Raw genomic sequence first — 17,390 nt, forward strand, 5'->3', positions numbered from 1 at the left:
AGAGTATTTGTTATTATTTCTAAGCGACCATGCTATCACAATTAATTTAAATTTACAGGCGCAAAACTTTGCGATTTATCAATTTAGCCCTATATAATGGCCTCAGATTGACGAGGAAGTATTTTATGACCGAACATCAAAATGTAGATAACGCAGAAATAGCAAAATTTGAAGCCATTGCAGAGCGATGGTGGGACCAAGACGGAGAGTTTAAACCTCTTCACGAAATCAACCCATTACGATTAGACTTTGTGGCTAACAAAAGCCAAGGCTTATTTGATAAAGAGACACTCGATGTAGGCTGTGGCGGCGGCATTCTTAGTGAAAGCATGGCACGCATGGGCGCACACGTAACCGGTATAGACATGGGCCAAGAGCCACTCACTGTGGCCAAACTACACAGCCTAGAAACCGGTGTAAATGTTGACTATATAAAAGTACCTGCAGAGGAGTTTGCAACCCAGCACCCTGCTCGCTTTGATGTAATAACCTGTATGGAGATGCTGGAGCACGTACCTGACCCTGCTTCTATTATTCATGCAGTAGCAAAGCTTGCCAAGCCTGGGGCTGATGTGTTTTTCTCAACACTAAATAAAACACCTAAAGCTTACTTGTTTGCTATTGTAGGTGCTGAAAAGCTATTAAAAATGGTGCCTGAGGGCACTCACGATCACAACAAGTTTATCAAACCTGCACAACTTATTGCATGGGCTGAGCAAGCCGGTTTAAAAGTACGTGCCAGCGCAGGCCTTAGCTACAATCCGCTTTCTAAGCAGTATTCATTAAATACCGATGTGAGTGTTAATTACATTCTTCATTTTGAGAAGTTAGCGTAATGGCTAGCTCTCATACCCACTTAACTCCTTTTGAGTACGACGCTTTTTTATTTGATTTAGATGGCACCTTGCTTGATACAGCAGACGATTTAGGTGCTGCTTTAAATGCCGTACTTAAAAGTGAAGGTGTTGCGCAAGTGGCGCCTGAGGCGTATAGGAAAGTAGCTTCTAATGGCGCCGGCGCATTACTTGAACTTGGCTTTAAAGCGCAATGGGCATCGCAACCACAAACTGAACGAATAAAACAATTAGTCAGTTACTACAGCCAAAACCTAGCCATACACACCCACTGCTTCGAAGGCATAGAATCATTACTCATAGCCCTTGAGAACCAAGGTATAAAATGGGGAATAATGACCAATAAGCCAGGGTTTTTAACCGATCCACTAGTGGCTGCTATACCCGCTTTAAAAAATGCACACGTTGTGATCAGTGGCGATACTCTCGCCGAGGCTAAACCATCACCTTTGCCCTTATTACACTGTACAAAACTGATGAACGTAGATCCTAAACGTTGTTTATACGTAGGTGATGCGCAACGAGATATAGAAGCAGGTAAAGCCGCAGGTATGCACACAGCAACAGCGCTTTGGGGCTATATACCAAGTATTGATGTAGCTAAGGGCTGGGAAGCCGATTTTAACTGGCACAGCCCTATTGATGCTTTTAACCATATATAGTGCCATGTAAATTATTAAACACTATATATTGTGATTGTGTTAGTTTTTACGCAAAGCTTGATGATAAAAAAAGCAGTCGAAATTTATTTTCAAATTGCGTAAATTTAGCTGATCATTAGTTGATTTTTACCTATTTCAACTTAAATGATTGTTCAAAGGTGAGTGACTACTAACACAAATACGTTATCCCAAAGTTATCCACAAATAGGGGCTATTATGTCCCTTGCAAATCAGCTCAGACCACACTATCTTGTGATCTCTAAATTGAACAACACCAGATATTGTGGCCAAATGTTATTCAATTAAATTCGCCAATACGGTGAAACTTATAATAAATGAATACGTACCTTGCTTTAGCGAGGTATAAAGCATTGGTCAAAATACATAATTCCCAAGGAATACAGGCAAAGCTATGAACCAACAGTTATCTGTAAGCAAGCGTGACGGGCGTAAAGAGCCTCTAGATCTTGATAAGATCCATCGCGTTATTGAATGGGCCGCCGAAGGTTTAAACAACGTATCGGTTTCACAGGTTGAATTAAAGTCACACATTCAATTTTACGACGGTATTCGTACAAAAGACATTCACGAAACCATCATTAAAGCAGCAGCCGATCAAATTTCAAAAGAGTCGCCTGACTACCAGTACTTAGCTGCCCGCTTAGCTGTATTCCACTTACGTAAAAAAGCGTATGGCCAGTTTGAGCCTCCACGTTTATTTGACCATGTTACAAAAATGGTTGAAGACAAACGCTACGATGCTCACTTACTTGTTGATTACACAGAGCAAGAGCTTGACGAGCTAGATGCGTATCTTGATCATTCGCGCGATCTTAACTTTAGCTACGCAGCAGTAAAGCAGCTTGAAGGTAAATACTTAGTACAAAACCGTGTAACAGGTGAAATTTACGAAAGCGCCCAGTTTTTATATATCTTAGTGGCTGCGAGTTTATTCTCTGACTATCCGCGCGAAACGCGTACTGACTACATCAAACGTTTTTACGATGCAGTATCAACATTTAAAATCTCTTTACCTACGCCAATTATGTCGGGTGTGCGTACGCCTACGCGTCAGTTTAGCTCGTGTGTACTTATTGAATGTGGCGACAGCCTTGATTCAATTAACGCCACATCATCTGCCATTGTTAAGTACGTTTCACAACGTGCAGGTATTGGTATTAACGCTGGGCGTATTCGTGCATTAGGTAGCCATATCCGTAATGGCGAGGCGTACCACACAGGTTGTATTCCTTTTTATAAGCACTTTCAAACAGCAGTTAAAAGCTGCTCGCAAGGTGGCGTACGTGGCGGTGCTGCAACGTTATTCTACCCGCTTTGGCATTTAGAAGTAGAAAACCTACTGGTACTTAAAAATAACCGTGGTGTTGATGATAACCGTGTTCGTCATTTAGATTACGGCGTACAGTTTAATAAACTAATGTATTCTCGTTTAATTAAAGACGACTACATTACGTTATTTAGCCCATCAGATGTGCCTGGCCTTTACGATGCATTCTTTGAAGACCAAGACGAGTTTGACGCGTTATATGTTAAATACGAGCAAGATGAGTCAATTCGTAAAAAGCGTATTAAAGCGATTGAGCTTTTCTCAATGTTCGCACAAGAGCGCGCCAGCACAGGCCGTATTTATTTACAAAATGTGGACCACTGTAATACGCACAGTCCGTTTATTTCTAAAGTTGCGCCAATTCGCCAATCTAACTTATGTTTGGAAATTGCATTGCCAACAAAGCCGTTAAATAACGTAAACGATGAAGAAGGCGAAATTGCACTTTGTACGCTATCTGCATTTAACTTAGGCGCTATTGAGTCACTTGATGAACTTGAAGAGCTTGCCGAGCTTGCAGTACGTGCCCTTGATAACCTACTTGATTTCCAAGACTACCCTGTACCGGCTGCACGTAATGCCACTATGGGTCGTCGTACGTTAGGAATAGGCGTAATTAACTACGCTTACTACCTAGCTAAAAATGGTAAGCGTTACTCAGATGGCAGTGCTAATGCACTGACTCACAAAACGTTTGAAGCAATTCAATACTACTTAATGAAAGCGTCAAACGAGCTGGCTAAAGAGCGTGGTGCGTGTCCTAAATTTAACGAAACAACGTACTCACAAGGTATTATGCCAACGGATACGTACAAACGTGACTTAGATAAAATTTGTGATGAGCCACTGCACTTAGATTGGGATTCGTTACGTGCCAGCATTAAAGAGCACGGTATGCGTAACTCTACGCTTAGCGCATTAATGCCTTCAGAAACATCATCGCAAATCTCTAACGCAACTAACGGTATTGAGCCACCACGTGGACACATTAGCGTTAAAGCAAGTAAAGACGGCATTTTAAAACAAGTAGTTCCTGAGTACGAACGCTTAAAAGATAACTACGAGTTACTTTGGGATATTCCTTCAAACGATGGTTACTTACAGTTAGTGGGCATAATGCAAAAATTTATTGACCAAACTATTTCGGCCAATACTAATTATGATCCAAGTAAATACGAAGGCGGTAAAGTACCTATGAAAGTCTTATTAAAAGACTTACTAGGTGCCTATAAATTAGGTGTTAAAACCTTGTACTACCACAATACACGCGATGGCGCATCAGATGCACAAGACGACACGCCAGAAGTGGAAGATGATGATTGTGCAGGCGGCGCGTGTAAAATTTAATAGTTAAACTTAAAGCGGGCTCTTTGCCCGCTTTGTCCTGATAGTTTTAGTGATAGTTTTTTGAGTGATAGACATGTCTTATACTACTTTTAGTCGTAACCATAATGATCAAATGCAAGAGCCAATGTTTTTTGGCCAAACCGTTAACGTTTCGCGTTACGATCAACAAAAATACCCTATTTTTGAAAAATTGATTGAAAAGCAACTTTCGTTTTTTTGGCGTCCAGAAGAAGTAGACGTAAGTAAAGACCGTTTAGACTTTCAAGCATTACCAGAGCACGAAAAGCACATATTTTTAAGTAACTTAAAATATCAAACGCTGCTTGATAGTGTACAAGGTCGCTCGCCAAACGTTGCTCTACTCCCCATTGTGTCTATTCCTGAGTTAGAAACATGGATAGAAACGTGGGCATTTAGCGAAACTATCCATAGTCGCTCTTATACCCACATTATTCGTAACGTAACACAGTCACCCGAGCTTATTTTTGATGACATTGTAAGTAACGAAAAAATCAGCGAACGTGCTGATGCGGTAACCACCTATTACGACGATTTAATTAATGGCGTGTCGCTTTATAACCTGTATGGCGAGGGCAAGCACGAAATTAACGGTAAAACCGTCGTGATTAGTTTATTCGATCTTAAAAAGAAACTTTACCTTGCAATGATGTCGGTAAATATTCTTGAAGCCATTCGTTTTTATGTTAGTTTTGCCTGCTCATTTGCCTTTGCAGAACGTGAATTAATGGAAGGTAACGCTAAAATCATCAAGCTAATCGCACGTGATGAAGCACTTCACCTATCGGGTACGCAGCATATTTTAAACATTATGCAAGATGGTAAAGACGACCCAGAAATGGCGATTGTTGCCGCGCAGTGCCGTGAAGAAGCGATTAAAATGTTTGTTGAGGCCGCAGAGCAAGAAAAAGAATGGGCCGAATACCTGTTCAAAGATGGCTCAATGATTGGCTTAAATAAACACATTTTGTGTCAGTATGTTGAATACATCACTAATGCACGTATGACAGCAATTGGCTTACCAGCGCAGTTTGAAAACAACAGCAACCCTATTCCATGGATCAACTCTTGGCTTGTGTCTGATAACGTGCAAGTTGCGCCGCAAGAAGCTGAAATTAGCTCATACCTTGTAGGTCAAATCGACTCTCAAGTAGATGCCTCAGAATTTGGTGACTTTGATTTATAATGAATGACAAACCCACTGCAAGTATAACGCTTGCAGATAACAGCCAGTGTATTGAATTTAGCACTGGCTGCCCTTCAGTTTTACATTGCTTAGAAAACCAAAAAATAGACGTAGCTTATCAGTGCCGCGAAGGCTATTGCGGCGCGTGTAGAGCCACCTTAGTCTCTGGCCAAGTACAATATAACGAAGAACCTTTAGCCTTTGTACGCGAGGGTGAAATACTGCTGTGCTGCTGTAAACCTAATGGCCACATTAGTATAAATCTAAAATAGAGAGTGCTAATTGGCAGCAGTAAAATGCTCGCTTGCATAACGGTAATGCCCAGTGATCGGATAAGCAAACAACATGTCGCTTTTTTCAGGCCCTCGGCCAATATTATGCACTATTAACGGGTTATCGCCTTCTTCTGTGCTTGCACTGACAACCATACCTATATGCGGTAAACTACCCGGTAACATCCACGTGACTATATCTCCGACTTTGTAATCATTCGGGTTTATAGATTTTGCTAAAACAGCGCCGTGCTTTTTAAAAAACACTTGTAAATTTGGCACACGTCGGTGGTCTATATTTTTATCAGGTTTTGATAACCCCCATATACGCTTTGACGGATAGTGAGTAAAGTGCGCTTGCATGTCTTCGTGTACACGTTTTTGTAAATCTACGCCAAGTGTGCGGTACGCCCTAATAATTACATCTGTACATACCCCAATATTGCTCGGCACATCACCACCTGGGTAGCCAATTGAATAATAAGCGCCATTATAAGTAATATTATGCGTTGTTCTTTCGATTAAAGCTGCGGTTATGTCTTCATCAAATGTATTAGCAGCACCAGAAAAAGACATAAGCGCGAATAAATATAGATAATAACGAATCATATAAATTCCTTTTAAAATTGTTTAGCTACAGTGTATTTGCAACATGATTTGGGATGTTAATTCCCTCGCCCGCATAGGCAAAATGCGCATCAAGCTCATAAACCATAAGCTCAAGTGGTGCATTATGATAACCAACCTGCTGAATTTCACGCATATAACGCTGCATAAATGCACTTGAGCCTAGTTCAGCCCACAGCGCTACATGAACAAACTTATGAAAATGAATCCTTAAATTAGTAGCGATGTGGGGAAGTATATAATAAGTATTTTTATACATTACACTCGCCGCGTCCATATCGACAAAATCACCTAGGTCCATTTCTCGCAGGCCCGTAAAGTCTAGCTTTGGTATTTGGCCTACCACAAAGGAATATGCTTTTTTTGTAAGCTTGCATCCTTGTACAACATTATAACACTTCAAAATCGCAGATATTATTTCTATGCACTATTTAGCAATAACAACTTATGCACTATTAAGCTGAACACAATGGTGTAAATAACAGGTCTAGTAAATTAATAAAGCGTTATTACAAAAATTACGAGTACACTTATGCATACAACTATACATAAAAACTTTAAAATACTACCTGCTCACATCGTTTCTTTTATTGTGTTTTTACTAATTTCTATGTCGACACTTACTGCCAAAATATATGCAGCAGATGCAGTATGGCCTTCAAAAACTACTTATAAATATGTAAACGTAGACGGTAAAAAAATATTCTACCGAGAAGCAGGTAAACAACATAAACAAACGATTGTTTTATTACACGGTTATCCATCGTCGTCACATAGCTATCGCGAGCTAATCCCTCTTTTATCTGGCCGCTTTCATATAATAGCACCTGATTATTTAGGTTCTGGTTATAGTGAAAAACCTGATCCAAATACACAAATATACACTTTTGATTTACTCGCTAGTTATGTAGATGGATTACTAAAAAAACTTAACGTTAATAGCTATAGTCTTTATATACAAGATTTTGGTGCACCGGTTGGGTTTAGAATGCTGTTAAAAAATACAGATAAGCTTAATGCACTTATTGTACAAAATGGGAACGCATATCTAGAAGGATTAACACCTGCAAGGCAAGCCTTTTTTAAAGCTGCAAATCAAGATAGGTCAAAAGAGCAACAGGCTAAGCTTTACTCATTTACATCAGAGCAAGCAATCATTAATAAGCAGTATTTACGTGATGTACAAAATAAGACACAAATAATGAACCCTGACAGTTGGACTCACGACCTAAGTTTTTTACAAACAAAAAGCGATCGATTAATTCAAGTACAACTATTTCAAGACTATTATAATAACTTGCTAGACTACCCAAAATGGCAAGCTTACTTAAGAAAGTACCAACCGCCTACATTAATTGTATGGGGTAAAAACGATCCCGCATTTATAGCGCAAGGTGCAAAAGCCTATTTAAAAGATGTGCCAAACGCCGAGCTACACTTGCTTGATTCTGGTCATTTTACTGTTGAAGAACAACCCGTTGAAGTCGCAAAGTATATCGTCAACTTTATGGATAAATTGGCCCTTAAAAACACACAAAAGTAATTAATTTTGTAATACACATACAAAAGCGCTGAGGGTATAAACCGTCAGCGTTTTTTAATTGAATAATTTTAAGATTAATACCCCTAAAAAAATGGACTTAACCTACTTCAACAAGCGACTCGAGTAAATCGTGTATTTCGGTTTTAAGATCTTTATCTGAAATTTTATTCGCGCTTACTTTAGCATCTTTTAAATTTTTAATGGCTTCGTCCTTTTGACCAAGCTCTATTTGTAATGTAGCCATTGAATAAGCAATCGACGACATGTGATCTTTATTATTTATAGCAATTGATTTCTTAAGCGCTTTTTCATAGGTGGTAATTGCTTCTTCAAGTTCTTCTGTAAAATCAGCAAGGGTTTCCCACTGCACAGGGTGATCTTTCGAGGTATTCTCATTTTCTACACAAATCGCTTTAAGCCTAGAAAATAACAATTCGAACCTTTTACGGTCGTTTCTGTTTGCCGCCTCCATCAGTTGCTCTGCTAAATCATGCACTGCTTTATATACTTTGGTGTTCATCATCAGGAACTATCCTTAACTGGTCACTAAACTAACAATTTAATTTAGCAAAGATACTATCTAGAGCCGCTCTAATCTTATTAGAGAAGCTAATTATTTAGACGTAATAATACATTATTAATTGATAACGGGTTGTAATTAAGAGCATGCTGCTTTTAAAATTATATATAAAAAGTAATCCACGTTAGTTACAGTGATACACTGAAAAACTAATATACTGGCTAAAAATGAAAGAGTGCAACCAATGTGGTAAATGCTGTATTAAATACGGTGGGGGCGATTTAAGCGCAACTGCACAAGAAATTGAAATGTGGGCACTGTTTAACCCAGACATTTATAAATACGTTAAAGGTGATGAAATTTGGTTTGATCCAAAAACGCAATTGAGACTCACCACTTGTCCCTTTTTAGAGGTAGTGCCCAAAAAAGAGCCCTCCCATAAAACACTGTATACCTGTAGCATTTACCTAGATAGACCAGAAGATTGCCGCCATTATCCAAGTTTGGTTTCAGAAATGATACGTGATGAATGCGAAATGATAGAACCTACCGATGTAAAAAACCAAATTAGAGCACAACATAAGCTTAATATAATTATACTAGATAGCCGCTCTTAAACAACTTATCTTATTTGCATGTTTATTCATCGAAAAACATTAAGCTATAGTATAACATTATTGATAAGTCAATAATGCGGTGTTATATTATATCACAACATAGTAACCGCGAACCTTTAAGATAATGACAAAGTTAACATTAATTTCCTCTGCAGTTTTTTCTGTTTTATGTTCTCATTCAGCACTTGCTGCTACCGTTACCGGTAAAATAACAGATGATAAAAACCAACCTATTGAAAACGCAGCTGTACACGTTCATGGTAAAGACCAAGGTGTAAAAACCAACGCACAGGGCGAATTTTCTATTGATGTAGACTCTCAAAGTCAGTTGCACGTAAGTAAAGACAACTTTATAGACTCGCGTATTGCGGTCAATGAAAACTCAAACAATGTGACGGTTTCGCTTACCCCTACCTCGGTAGAAACCGTGGTTGTATATGCCTCTGCATTGCATAAAAATAGCCTTGAGATGATTTCTCCTGTCAGCGTATTATCTGGTGATGAGCTTAAAAACAAGTCAAAACCTACCCTTGGCGAAACACTAAAAGGCTTACCGGGTGTAAATGCCAGTTACTTTGGCCCAGTATCATCAAGCCCTATTATCCGTGGCTTAGATGGCCCACGCGTAAAAATTACACAAAACGGTTTAGATGCCAGCGATGCATCGCGTATTGGTCCAGACCATGCGACTTCAAGCGACAGCTTAGCGGCTGAACAAATTGAAGTATTGCGCGGACCAAGCACCCTACTTTATGGATCAGGTGCAATTGGTGGTGTAGTAAACGTAGTTGATAACCGTATACCAACAAGTAATTTAAATGATTTAACCGGCGCTGCTGAATACAGCCACGACACGGTATCTAATTCAAATACTGTGGCGGCAAAACTAGAAACAGGCAATGATGGGCTTAACTTTCATTTTGATGGAACTAAGCGCAGTGGTGATGACTATGACACACCGACATTTAGCATTACAGATGAAGATGGTGACGTTGAAACAGCCAACACTGTAGAAAACACTTTTATTGATAGCGACACATTTAATGTGGGTACGAGTTATGTGGGCGATCATTTAACGGTTGGCTTTTCTTACGGCAGCATTGAAACCGATTACGGTATTCCTGGGCATGAGCATCATGATCATGACCATGAAGGTGAAACCGAAGAAGAACACGACGAGCACGCAGATGAAGAGGAAGAAGAGTCTGTTTATGCGCATCTTGAGCAAGACCGTTGGCAAGGCCTGATAAGTTATGCGCTAGATAATAACTGGATTGAAAATATTAACCTTCGTGTTGGCTACACTGATTACAAACACAGTGAAATTGAAGACGGTGAAATTGGCACTACCTTTAAAAACGAAACAACCGAAGCACGCTTAAATGTAGAGCATAAGTTAGCTCAATGGCATGGTATGATAGGCTATCATTATAGCGAGTCTGATTACGACGCCATTGGTGAAGAAGCCTTTACTCCTGCAAGTGTTACCACTACTCATGCACTATATCTACTTGAAGAACGTGAGTTTGGAGATGTTACGCTAGAGCTTGGTGCACGTATTGAAGATTATGAGATTACGAGCACAATTACAGAAGCAGAGCATGACCACAGCCATGATGAAGAAGAAGATCATGACGAAGGCGAAGAAGAAAGTATTGCATACAGTGAAAGCTTTACTAATGTAAGCGCCTCTGCCGGTGCTATTTGGCAATACACACCAGGGCAAAGCATAGCACTTAGCTTATCTCATTCAGAGCGTGCGCCCCTTTCAGCTGAGCTTTTATCAAACGGGTTACACATTGCTACAGGGACTTACGAGCTAGGCCTTGGCTATCATATTGAAGATAACGAGGTTCATTTTGAACCTGAAGACATTAAACAAGAAAAATCTACTAATCTTGATTTAAGCTTTAGACGTTTTAGCGGTGATTTTGGCTACACAGTAAACTTTTTCTATAACGATATTAAAAACTTTTACTATCAAGAAAACACCGGCCTAGTTTACGACGAAGAAGATGGTCTAGAGTCAGCGATTGGCGCACATGATGATGCAGTTGCTGTTTATCAATTTGCCAGCAAAGATGCTGAGCTATATGGTATTGAGTTTGATGTACACTATCAAATTGACTCTAATGCTATGGTTAAAGTATTTGGTGATTCAACTCGCGCTAAACTTAAAGATGATGAGGGCAATTTACCACGCATCCCTGCTAATAAGTTAGGCTCTGAATTACAATATAATTTAGGTGACTTACAGCTTACTCTTACTGGCACGCATTACTTTGAGCAAGACGATATAAGCGCCTTCGAAACCAAAACAGATGGCTACACAATTGTTGATGCACAAGCTAATTATCAGTTAAGTTTAGGCGCAATTGACACGCAACTTTATTTGAATGTAGATAACATTACAGACGAACTTGGCTTTGTTCACAGCTCGTTTATAAAGGATAAAGCCCCACTACCTGGTAGAAACTTCCGCTTTGGTATTAGAGGTTATTTTTAATAACGCTTTGGCATTTATTTAGTTAATTTTAAAGCCGCATTTTATATGCGGTTTTTTTATGCCTACTCATTTAATTAACTAGGTTATTTACTTGTTGTAATAGGCGTTTGTAGCGCAGGTAGCAATACGTTTATCTATCCCCAACATAACTCACTTAATTATGCGGATTGGCCTAAATTCTTAACGTTATATAGCTTGGTATTAAAGCACAGGACACAAAAAAGCCGCGGTCAAAACCACGGCTTTTTAAGTACTGACTTAATAACTAAATTAAGAAAGTATTTCGTGTAGCTCAACGTCGAATACAAGCGTTGAGAAAGGTGCAATTGCAGCACCTGCACCACGTTCACCATAAGCAAGCTCATGAGGAACGTAAATACGCCATTTAGTACCTACTGGCATCATTTGTAAAGCTTCAGTCCAACCTTTGATCACGCCACCAACTGGGAATTCAGCTGGTTGACCGCGCTCATAAGAGCTATCAAATACTGTACCGTTAATTAGTGTACCGTGGTAATCAACACGTACTGTAGACTCAGCTGTTGGCTTTTCGCCTTCACCCGTTGCTAGTACTTCGTATTGAAGACCAGACTCTGTAACAGTGATTTCAGGACGCTTAGCGTTTTCTTCTAAGAATGCGATACCTTCAGCAGAAAGTACTTTTGCTTCTTCTTCACGACGCGCTTGGATCTCTTCGTTAATTTTTTCAAATGCAGCTTGGATCTCAGGGATCTCAACTTGAAAAGCGCTACCAGCGTACGCATCTTTCATGCCTTCAAATACTGAATTTAGGTTTAAGCCTTCAAAAGGGTTAGACTTAAGTTGCTCACCCATTTGTAAGCCAATACCGTAACTTGCTTTTTCAGCATCTGTAGTAAAATTATCTGACATAATGTGTTTTTCACGTTTTGTTAGTTAAAAGACGCGTACATGCTAACATAAAATAAAACCGGTTTGGGGCTAGTTTTTACTGTGTTTCACCTTAATTTTGCCAACTATGTAACTACAAAGGGGTAAACTGAATAAAAATCCAACAAGCAACGGCCACGCCAATAAACCGCCAGAGCCAAACAGCACCAATGGCACTAATACTAAACCCACTAAAGCAATAAAAGCTGCGCCAATGACAGGCCAATGCGTATCGTATTTAGTAATAAGATGCGCAGTTAATACATTAAAGCCAATACCATATACAAAGGCGGTGATAAGCGTTGCGTCTGGTTGTGCATCTGCTGCCATTTTTATTAATAAATTAATCGCGCTTTGATAACAGTAGCCAAATACAATCCACAGTAATACATGCTTTACTAAGCGTTGCGATGTTGTAAGGTTTGCTTCTTTTGACATTTATTAAACTCCAAAAAGCAAAAAACCGCCCATAAGGCGGTTTTTTTAAGTAATGGTGGAGAGATAGGGATTTGAACCCTAGATAGGCTACAAACCTATGCCGGTTTTCAAGACCGGTGCATTCGACCACTCTGCCATCTCTCCGTACGGCGCGAATAATAGGAGGTATTGAGCAACTTGTAAAGACCTAAATGTAAATAATTAGCTAAAAACACTATTTGGTTCAAAAAAACACCACAAATAGCTAAAAACCTACGTTGTACATTACCTTATCAGTAATATTGCTTTGGCCTGCGTGCAATCCACGAACAAATTAGGCACAGTAATAAACTAAGCGCTAAAAATGTAACACTTTGAAAGATTAAGTCAAAACGGTTTAAGTCATCACTTGGGACAACCACAAATAAAAATGCAGGCAATACACTGAGTAATAATACATAAAAACAAATTTTAAAGGCTCGACCAAAGTCAAACCGCTTAGACTGCTGCATCCACCAAGTTAATAAAACAAGCATTCCCATAGCTGATCCAGCTATAAAGTGTGCCGTATTGGTGCTCATTGCCACATAAAGAGTAATAAAAGCACCCACTATTCCCCAAATTGACCATGCCAGCCAATTCTCTTTTTCTTGTAAAAATAAATTTCCCATCGTTTTCGTCTTCTTTATCGTTATTTTTATTAAGACTTTCCATACATTAACAAAAAACAACCGATTAAAAAACAAACTGAAGAAGAAAAAGTTAACCTTTATTGCTTCCGTGCGCTTCTCACAGCTAAATCAAAAAGTACAAGCTTAACAGCAGCAACCTTAATCCTGTATGACTGTGAGAAATCGCTAAAGTTCATTATTTATTATAAATAGCTAAAGTAGTCATCAGGTTTATGCTTAGCGGTCTTTTTACACTCAACCTCTGGGGTACCTAAATATAAATACCCAACTATTTCATCCTGCTCATTTAAATTAAGGGCATTTTTTACAGCTACACTTTGTGCAAAATACCCTGTACGCCATACTCCCCCCAAACCTTGTGCAAATGCGGCTTGTTGCATGGCAAGTACACTACAACCTGCACTTTGGACTTGCTCAATACGCGGTACTTTTGGATGAGCTTGATACTTAGCAATAGCTATAATCACCATCGGTGCACGCAGCGGGAGCGCTTTTGCGCGTTTAATTACCTTTTCTTCTTGTTGTTCGGCCACTGCGCTTTGATAATATATATCGCCGAGCTTTTCGCGGGTTTCACCTTCTACAACTATAAATTGCCATGGTGCAATACACCCATGATCAGGCACACGCAATGCGGCTTGTTTGATAATATCGAGTTGCTCTGAATTTGGTCCTGGGGCGGTTAATTTAGCGTCTGATTGGCGGGTTAGTAAAAGCTCAATAGCATCCATAGCGTACTCTCATAATTAAAACGTTAGAGTACCATTTATGCCTTTAAAAAATAAACTATGCTTTTATTATCAATTTTATTAAAACCCTAATTATTCTCTCGTATTAAACACCCTAACTGCGTTGAATCATATTCATAGACCACAGTAAAAATCAGATGAAGGCGCTATGCGCTTTATCTAAGTTATAACAAAAAGGGCGTATAAAAAATATTTACACACCCTTTTTAAACCTATTTGCTTACTACTGTTTTACTACTGCACGCTTTAGCCAATAATCAACGCTTACAAAGCGGCCGCCACCGACAAAAAATAAGCTCAGGAGCATCGCAAAGTAAATAGCCGAAAACTCAATGCCATTATTTAAAATTGATGGTTTGCCTTTTTCGTATAAGTAATCAGGAAAACCATGTTCTTCAACTAAGCCGCGGATTTTTCCTATTCGCTCTTGCACTTCAAGTGAGTTTTCTAGGCTTTCTTTTGCACCAGGAATAGATAACCAATCAAGCACTTGGGCTGCACTTGTGTCAGGGTTTGTCGGTGCAATGGCAAACCAACCGTTGTGCCAGTGCACGGTTGTTGCTGCCACAACCATTGTAAACATCAGCGGAATACTGATTAAACGAGTAAACAGGCCAAATAATAAAAACCAACCGCCTAAAAACTCACTCCACCCAGCCAAAAAAGCCAGTAAATCGGGAAATGGTAACCCTAAGCCCCATTCACTATTTCCAAACCATTGCACAACATCAGGCGACGCTAAGAAATAATTAAAAAAACCTTGGGTATCGCCACTTATCGCAAGCTTGTTATAACCAGCAATGATCATAACTGGGGCTAAAATAAGACGAAAGAGTAAAGCGGGTAAACCATCTAGAAACGATAGTTTACCAATAACTGAATGATAAAAGTGAGTTAGTTTCTTCATGCGAATCCTGTGTGTTTAGCGTTTATTTAGTTATAGACTATAGACAGTAAAGACCGCATGATTAAAAAAACTATTTCATTTTATTTACATCGTTTAAATACTTCTCGCTATTTGTAATGCTTCAAAAATAGCGCGTTTAGCATCAATCGCAGCAGCAAGTTTAGCACCACCAATAACATGTACATTCGCGTTTTCAGCATGCGCTTTTAACAGTTCATTATTAGAAACCTGCCCTATACACGCAATAACTGTATCAACCGGCAGTACTTGTTTTTCACCTTCAACAGTGATTGTTAGGCCATTATTATCAAAGCTATGGTATTGGCAATCTGCAATTTGCTTAACACCATGTTGCTTAGCAACTTGACGATGTATCCAGCCTGTGGTTTTCCCAAGCCCACTGCCAAAGCGACCTGCACTGCGTTTTAGCATGTATAACTGCCGCTCGTCTTTATGTGGTTGTGCCTCGCATTCAATACCCCATTGCTTTTTAAACTCAGGAATAGTTTGCGATTTGTGCTCGCTTAAAAAAGCGACCATATCAAAACCAATACCACCGGCCCCTAAAATGGCTATTGATTTACCAAGCTCAACCTCACCTCGTATCACTTCATCATAGGCAAATACGCGTTTGCCATCACTGCAATTAATTGATGCTTCACGAGGACGAACACCTGTAGCAAATACGATGTCATCGTATTTTTGTAACATTGAATCATCGTAGGCTTTGCCAAGCTCTACATTTACGTTAAGTCTATCAAGTTCATTAGTAAAGTAGCTAAGCGTATGATTAAAATCTTCTTTACCAGGTATTTGCATAGCTAAATTAAACTGTCCACCCATCTGTGTTTTCTGATCGATAAGCGTTACTGTGTGCCCTTTTTGAGCCAAATAGCAACTTGCCGAAAGCCCCGCGGGACCAGCACCTACTACTAATACACTCTTCGCTTTGGAAGCTTTATCTAACGGATAATCAAGTTCAAAGGCAGCTTGTGGGTTGACTAAACAGGTTGCACGTTTATTTTTAAATACGTGGTCTAAACAGCCTTGATTACAGCCAATACAAATATTTATTTGTTTAGTTTGTTGATTTTGATATTTATTAAAAAACTCTGGGTCAGCCAATAACGGGCGCGCCATTGAAATTAAATCGGCTTCATCATCATTAAGAATTTGGTTGGCTATATCCGGCGTATTGATACGGTTTACAGCTATAACAGGTACATTCACCACTGACTTTAATCGTTTTGACGCTTCTTTAAATGCTCCAGGCGGTACCATGCTAGCAATTGTTGGCACACGAGCCTCATGCCAACCAATGCCGGTATTAAAAATATCAACACCAGCTTGCTCAAGTGCTTTGGCCTGAATAGTCACCTCATCAGGGGTTGAGCCATTAGGGATAAGATCCATAACAGATAATCTAAAAATAATTAAAAACGTATCAGATACTTTCGCTCTAACAGCTTTAACTATTTCAAGCGCTAATCGCATTCTATTTTCTAGGCTACCACCAAATTCGTCGTTGCGTTTATTGGTGTGCGGCGCCATAAATTCATTAATTAAGTAACCTTCAGAGCCCATAACCTCTACACCATCGTAACCGGCCTTCTGTGCCATGTAAGCAGAATGGGCGAAGTCTTTAATCGTTTTTTTTATCGAACTTAACGACATTTGTTTAGGTTTGTATGGGTTAATTGGCGCTTGAATAGCGCTAGGAGCTTGGTTAAACGGATGATAAGCATATCGACCGGCATGTAAAAGCTGTAAACATATTTTCCCACCATGTTTATGAACAGCACCAGTGTATGCACGGTGTTTAAATACATCATAGTAACTATTAAATGATGAAGAAATTGGCGTTAGCTTACCGCGCAAATTAGGGCTATAGCCCCCGGTAATGATCATCGCAGTGCCGCCTTTAGCCCGTGCTTCATAAAAAGCACTTAATCTTTTGCGGTTATGCCAGCCCTCTTCAAGCCCTGTATGCATTGAGCCCATTACCAAGCGGTTTCGTAATTGTGTGTGTTTTAATTGTAGTTGTTGTTCTAACATCCTGTGCCCCGTTAACTGGTCTAACCTGTATACATTAGCTAATTCTGCTTTAATGGCAAGTAATAAGCAATATGTGCATGCATTTAATTAAAAATACTATTAAAAACGTATATTTATATAACCTCATAAACACTTCGTTACGATTTAACAGTTAAAATTAT

Annotated in this window: 17 protein-coding genes and 1 tRNA gene; 8 read left to right on the forward strand and 10 right to left on the reverse strand. The window is 39.4% G+C overall.

All coding sequences use genetic code 11. The features are described from left to right. The first annotated feature begins 125 nt into the window (after window positions 1-125). From ubiG to yfaE, 5 genes are all read left to right on the forward strand, one after another. Window positions 126-836: a bifunctional 2-polyprenyl-6-hydroxyphenol methylase/3-demethylubiquinol 3-O-methyltransferase UbiG gene (gene ubiG / locus WDB87_RS04545; RefSeq protein ID WP_286247425.1), complete on the forward strand. Its 711-nt coding sequence runs from the start codon at window positions 126-128 to the stop codon at window positions 834-836. Further along, window positions 836-1,516 (forward strand): HAD family hydrolase, encoded by a 681-nt coding sequence (locus WDB87_RS04550; RefSeq protein ID WP_337849202.1) that lies wholly within the window; start codon window positions 836-838, stop codon window positions 1,514-1,516. Before ubiG ends, WDB87_RS04550 begins: the two co-directional genes overlap by 1 nt. Before the next feature lie 412 nt (window positions 1,517-1,928). Beyond that, the gene (nrdA, locus tag WDB87_RS04555; RefSeq protein WP_286247421.1) at window positions 1,929-4,211 is read left to right on the forward strand and encodes a class 1a ribonucleoside-diphosphate reductase subunit alpha; all 2,283 of its coding nucleotides are present in this window, start codon (window positions 1,929-1,931) and stop codon (window positions 4,209-4,211) included. Window positions 4,212-4,284: 73 nt separating this feature from the next. Continuing rightward, window positions 4,285-5,415: a class Ia ribonucleoside-diphosphate reductase subunit beta gene (gene nrdB / locus WDB87_RS04560; protein ID WP_337849203.1), complete on the forward strand. Its 1,131-nt coding sequence runs from the start codon at window positions 4,285-4,287 to the stop codon at window positions 5,413-5,415. Beyond that, entirely contained in the window at window positions 5,415-5,687 is a 273-nt protein-coding gene (yfaE, locus tag WDB87_RS04565) for a class I ribonucleotide reductase maintenance protein YfaE (RefSeq protein WP_286247419.1), read from the forward strand. The genes nrdB and yfaE overlap by 1 nt, the downstream gene beginning before the upstream one ends. Window positions 5,688-5,693: 6 nt before the next feature. Here the strand turns inward: yfaE and WDB87_RS04570 are convergent, their stop codons facing one another. Then, entirely contained in the window at window positions 5,694-6,296 is a 603-nt protein-coding gene (locus WDB87_RS04570; RefSeq protein WP_337849204.1) for a DUF1287 domain-containing protein, read from the reverse strand. 25 nt (window positions 6,297-6,321) lie between these two features. Next, the gene (locus tag WDB87_RS04575) at window positions 6,322-6,660 is read right to left on the reverse strand and encodes a hypothetical protein (RefSeq protein WP_337849205.1); all 339 of its coding nucleotides are present in this window, start codon (window positions 6,658-6,660) and stop codon (window positions 6,322-6,324) included. Between the two features lie 186 nt (window positions 6,661-6,846). On the opposite strand from WDB87_RS04575, the gene WDB87_RS04580 reads away from it, so the two are divergent. Further along, window positions 6,847-7,857 carry an alpha/beta fold hydrolase gene (locus tag WDB87_RS04580; RefSeq protein WP_337849206.1) on the forward strand — a complete coding sequence of 337 codons (1,011 nt, stop codon included), beginning with the start codon at window positions 6,847-6,849 and terminating at the stop codon, window positions 7,855-7,857. Window positions 7,858-7,954: 97 nt separating this feature from the next. Here WDB87_RS04580 and WDB87_RS04585 read toward each other — a convergent pair whose 3' ends face one another. Continuing rightward, window positions 7,955-8,380 carry a tetratricopeptide repeat protein gene (locus WDB87_RS04585; protein WP_337849207.1) on the reverse strand — a complete coding sequence of 142 codons (426 nt, stop codon included), beginning with the start codon at window positions 8,378-8,380 and terminating at the stop codon, window positions 7,955-7,957. A 224-nt stretch (window positions 8,381-8,604) separates the two neighbouring features. Between WDB87_RS04585 and WDB87_RS04590 the strand changes: the two genes are divergently transcribed. Both WDB87_RS04590 and WDB87_RS04595 read left to right on the forward strand, forming a co-directional pair. Next, window positions 8,605-8,994 carry a YkgJ family cysteine cluster protein gene (locus WDB87_RS04590; RefSeq protein WP_337849208.1) on the forward strand — a complete coding sequence of 130 codons (390 nt, stop codon included), beginning with the start codon at window positions 8,605-8,607 and terminating at the stop codon, window positions 8,992-8,994. Between the two features lie 124 nt (window positions 8,995-9,118). After that, window positions 9,119-11,500: a TonB-dependent receptor gene (locus WDB87_RS04595; RefSeq protein WP_337849209.1), complete on the forward strand. Its 2,382-nt coding sequence runs from the start codon at window positions 9,119-9,121 to the stop codon at window positions 11,498-11,500. A 270-nt stretch (window positions 11,501-11,770) separates the two neighbouring features. Here WDB87_RS04595 and WDB87_RS04600 read toward each other — a convergent pair whose 3' ends face one another. The 7 genes from WDB87_RS04600 to WDB87_RS04630 all read right to left on the reverse strand — a co-directional run bounded on the left by WDB87_RS04600 (window position 11,771) and on the right by WDB87_RS04630 (window position 17,229). Then, entirely contained in the window at window positions 11,771-12,391 is a 621-nt protein-coding gene (locus tag WDB87_RS04600) for an FKBP-type peptidyl-prolyl cis-trans isomerase (RefSeq protein ID WP_004587856.1), read from the reverse strand. Window positions 12,392-12,460: 69 nt separating this feature from the next. Beyond that, window positions 12,461-12,847: a hypothetical protein gene (locus WDB87_RS04605; protein WP_029772511.1), complete on the reverse strand. Its 387-nt coding sequence runs from the start codon at window positions 12,845-12,847 to the stop codon at window positions 12,461-12,463. Window positions 12,848-12,900: 53 nt separating this feature from the next. Continuing rightward, window positions 12,901-12,991: transfer RNA gene (locus tag WDB87_RS04610), tRNA-Ser, on the reverse strand. Between the two features lie 128 nt (window positions 12,992-13,119). Next, on the reverse strand, window positions 13,120-13,497 hold the full coding sequence (locus WDB87_RS04615) for a hypothetical protein (protein ID WP_024034084.1): 378 nt from the start codon (window positions 13,495-13,497) through the stop codon (window positions 13,120-13,122). Between the two features lie 203 nt (window positions 13,498-13,700). Beyond that, window positions 13,701-14,249, reverse strand: a complete 549-nt coding sequence (locus tag WDB87_RS04620) for an NAD(P)H nitroreductase (protein WP_337849210.1) — start codon at window positions 14,247-14,249, stop codon at window positions 13,701-13,703. A gap of 241 nt (window positions 14,250-14,490) precedes the next feature. Further along, the gene (locus WDB87_RS04625; RefSeq protein WP_286247402.1) at window positions 14,491-15,174 is read right to left on the reverse strand and encodes an HvfX family Cu-binding RiPP maturation protein; all 684 of its coding nucleotides are present in this window, start codon (window positions 15,172-15,174) and stop codon (window positions 14,491-14,493) included. Window positions 15,175-15,267: 93 nt separating this feature from the next. After that, window positions 15,268-17,229, reverse strand: coding sequence for an NADPH-dependent 2,4-dienoyl-CoA reductase (locus tag WDB87_RS04630; RefSeq protein ID WP_337849211.1), 1,962 nt, complete (start codon window positions 17,227-17,229; stop codon window positions 15,268-15,270). Between the last annotated feature and the right edge of the window lie 161 nt (window positions 17,230-17,390).

Origin of the sequence: Pseudoalteromonas sp. C12FD-1 (assembly GCF_037414265.1) — a bacterium.
Lineage (GTDB): Bacteria > Pseudomonadota > Gammaproteobacteria > Enterobacterales > Alteromonadaceae > Pseudoalteromonas.

What these genes read in the sequence shown, in the direction of transcription:
- ubiG (WP_286247425.1), top strand. Translation starts at nt 126, where the DNA reads ATGACCGAACATCAAAATGTAGATAACGCAGAAATAGCAAAATTTGAA.
- WDB87_RS04550 (WP_337849202.1), top strand. Translation starts at nt 836, where the DNA reads ATGGCTAGCTCTCATACCCACTTAACTCCTTTTGAGTACGACGCTTTT.
- nrdA (WP_286247421.1), top strand. Translation starts at nt 1,929, where the DNA reads ATGAACCAACAGTTATCTGTAAGCAAGCGTGACGGGCGTAAAGAGCCT.
- nrdB (WP_337849203.1), top strand. Translation starts at nt 4,285, where the DNA reads ATGTCTTATACTACTTTTAGTCGTAACCATAATGATCAAATGCAAGAG.
- yfaE (WP_286247419.1), top strand. Translation starts at nt 5,415, where the DNA reads ATGAATGACAAACCCACTGCAAGTATAACGCTTGCAGATAACAGCCAG.
- WDB87_RS04570 (WP_337849204.1), bottom strand. Translation starts at nt 6,296, where the DNA reads ATGATTCGTTATTATCTATATTTATTCGCGCTTATGTCTTTTTCTGGT.
- WDB87_RS04580 (WP_337849206.1), top strand. Translation starts at nt 6,847, where the DNA reads ATGCATACAACTATACATAAAAACTTTAAAATACTACCTGCTCACATC.
- WDB87_RS04585 (WP_337849207.1), bottom strand. Translation starts at nt 8,380, where the DNA reads ATGATGAACACCAAAGTATATAAAGCAGTGCATGATTTAGCAGAGCAA.
- WDB87_RS04590 (WP_337849208.1), top strand. Translation starts at nt 8,605, where the DNA reads ATGAAAGAGTGCAACCAATGTGGTAAATGCTGTATTAAATACGGTGGG.
- WDB87_RS04595 (WP_337849209.1), top strand. Translation starts at nt 9,119, where the DNA reads ATGACAAAGTTAACATTAATTTCCTCTGCAGTTTTTTCTGTTTTATGT.
- WDB87_RS04600 (WP_004587856.1), bottom strand. Translation starts at nt 12,391, where the DNA reads ATGTCAGATAATTTTACTACAGATGCTGAAAAAGCAAGTTACGGTATT.
- WDB87_RS04605 (WP_029772511.1), bottom strand. Translation starts at nt 12,847, where the DNA reads ATGTCAAAAGAAGCAAACCTTACAACATCGCAACGCTTAGTAAAGCAT.
- WDB87_RS04615 (WP_024034084.1), bottom strand. Translation starts at nt 13,497, where the DNA reads ATGGGAAATTTATTTTTACAAGAAAAAGAGAATTGGCTGGCATGGTCA.
- WDB87_RS04620 (WP_337849210.1), bottom strand. Translation starts at nt 14,249, where the DNA reads ATGGATGCTATTGAGCTTTTACTAACCCGCCAATCAGACGCTAAATTA.
- WDB87_RS04625 (WP_286247402.1), bottom strand. Translation starts at nt 15,174, where the DNA reads ATGAAGAAACTAACTCACTTTTATCATTCAGTTATTGGTAAACTATCG.
- WDB87_RS04630 (WP_337849211.1), bottom strand. Translation starts at nt 17,229, where the DNA reads ATGTTAGAACAACAACTACAATTAAAACACACACAATTACGAAACCGC.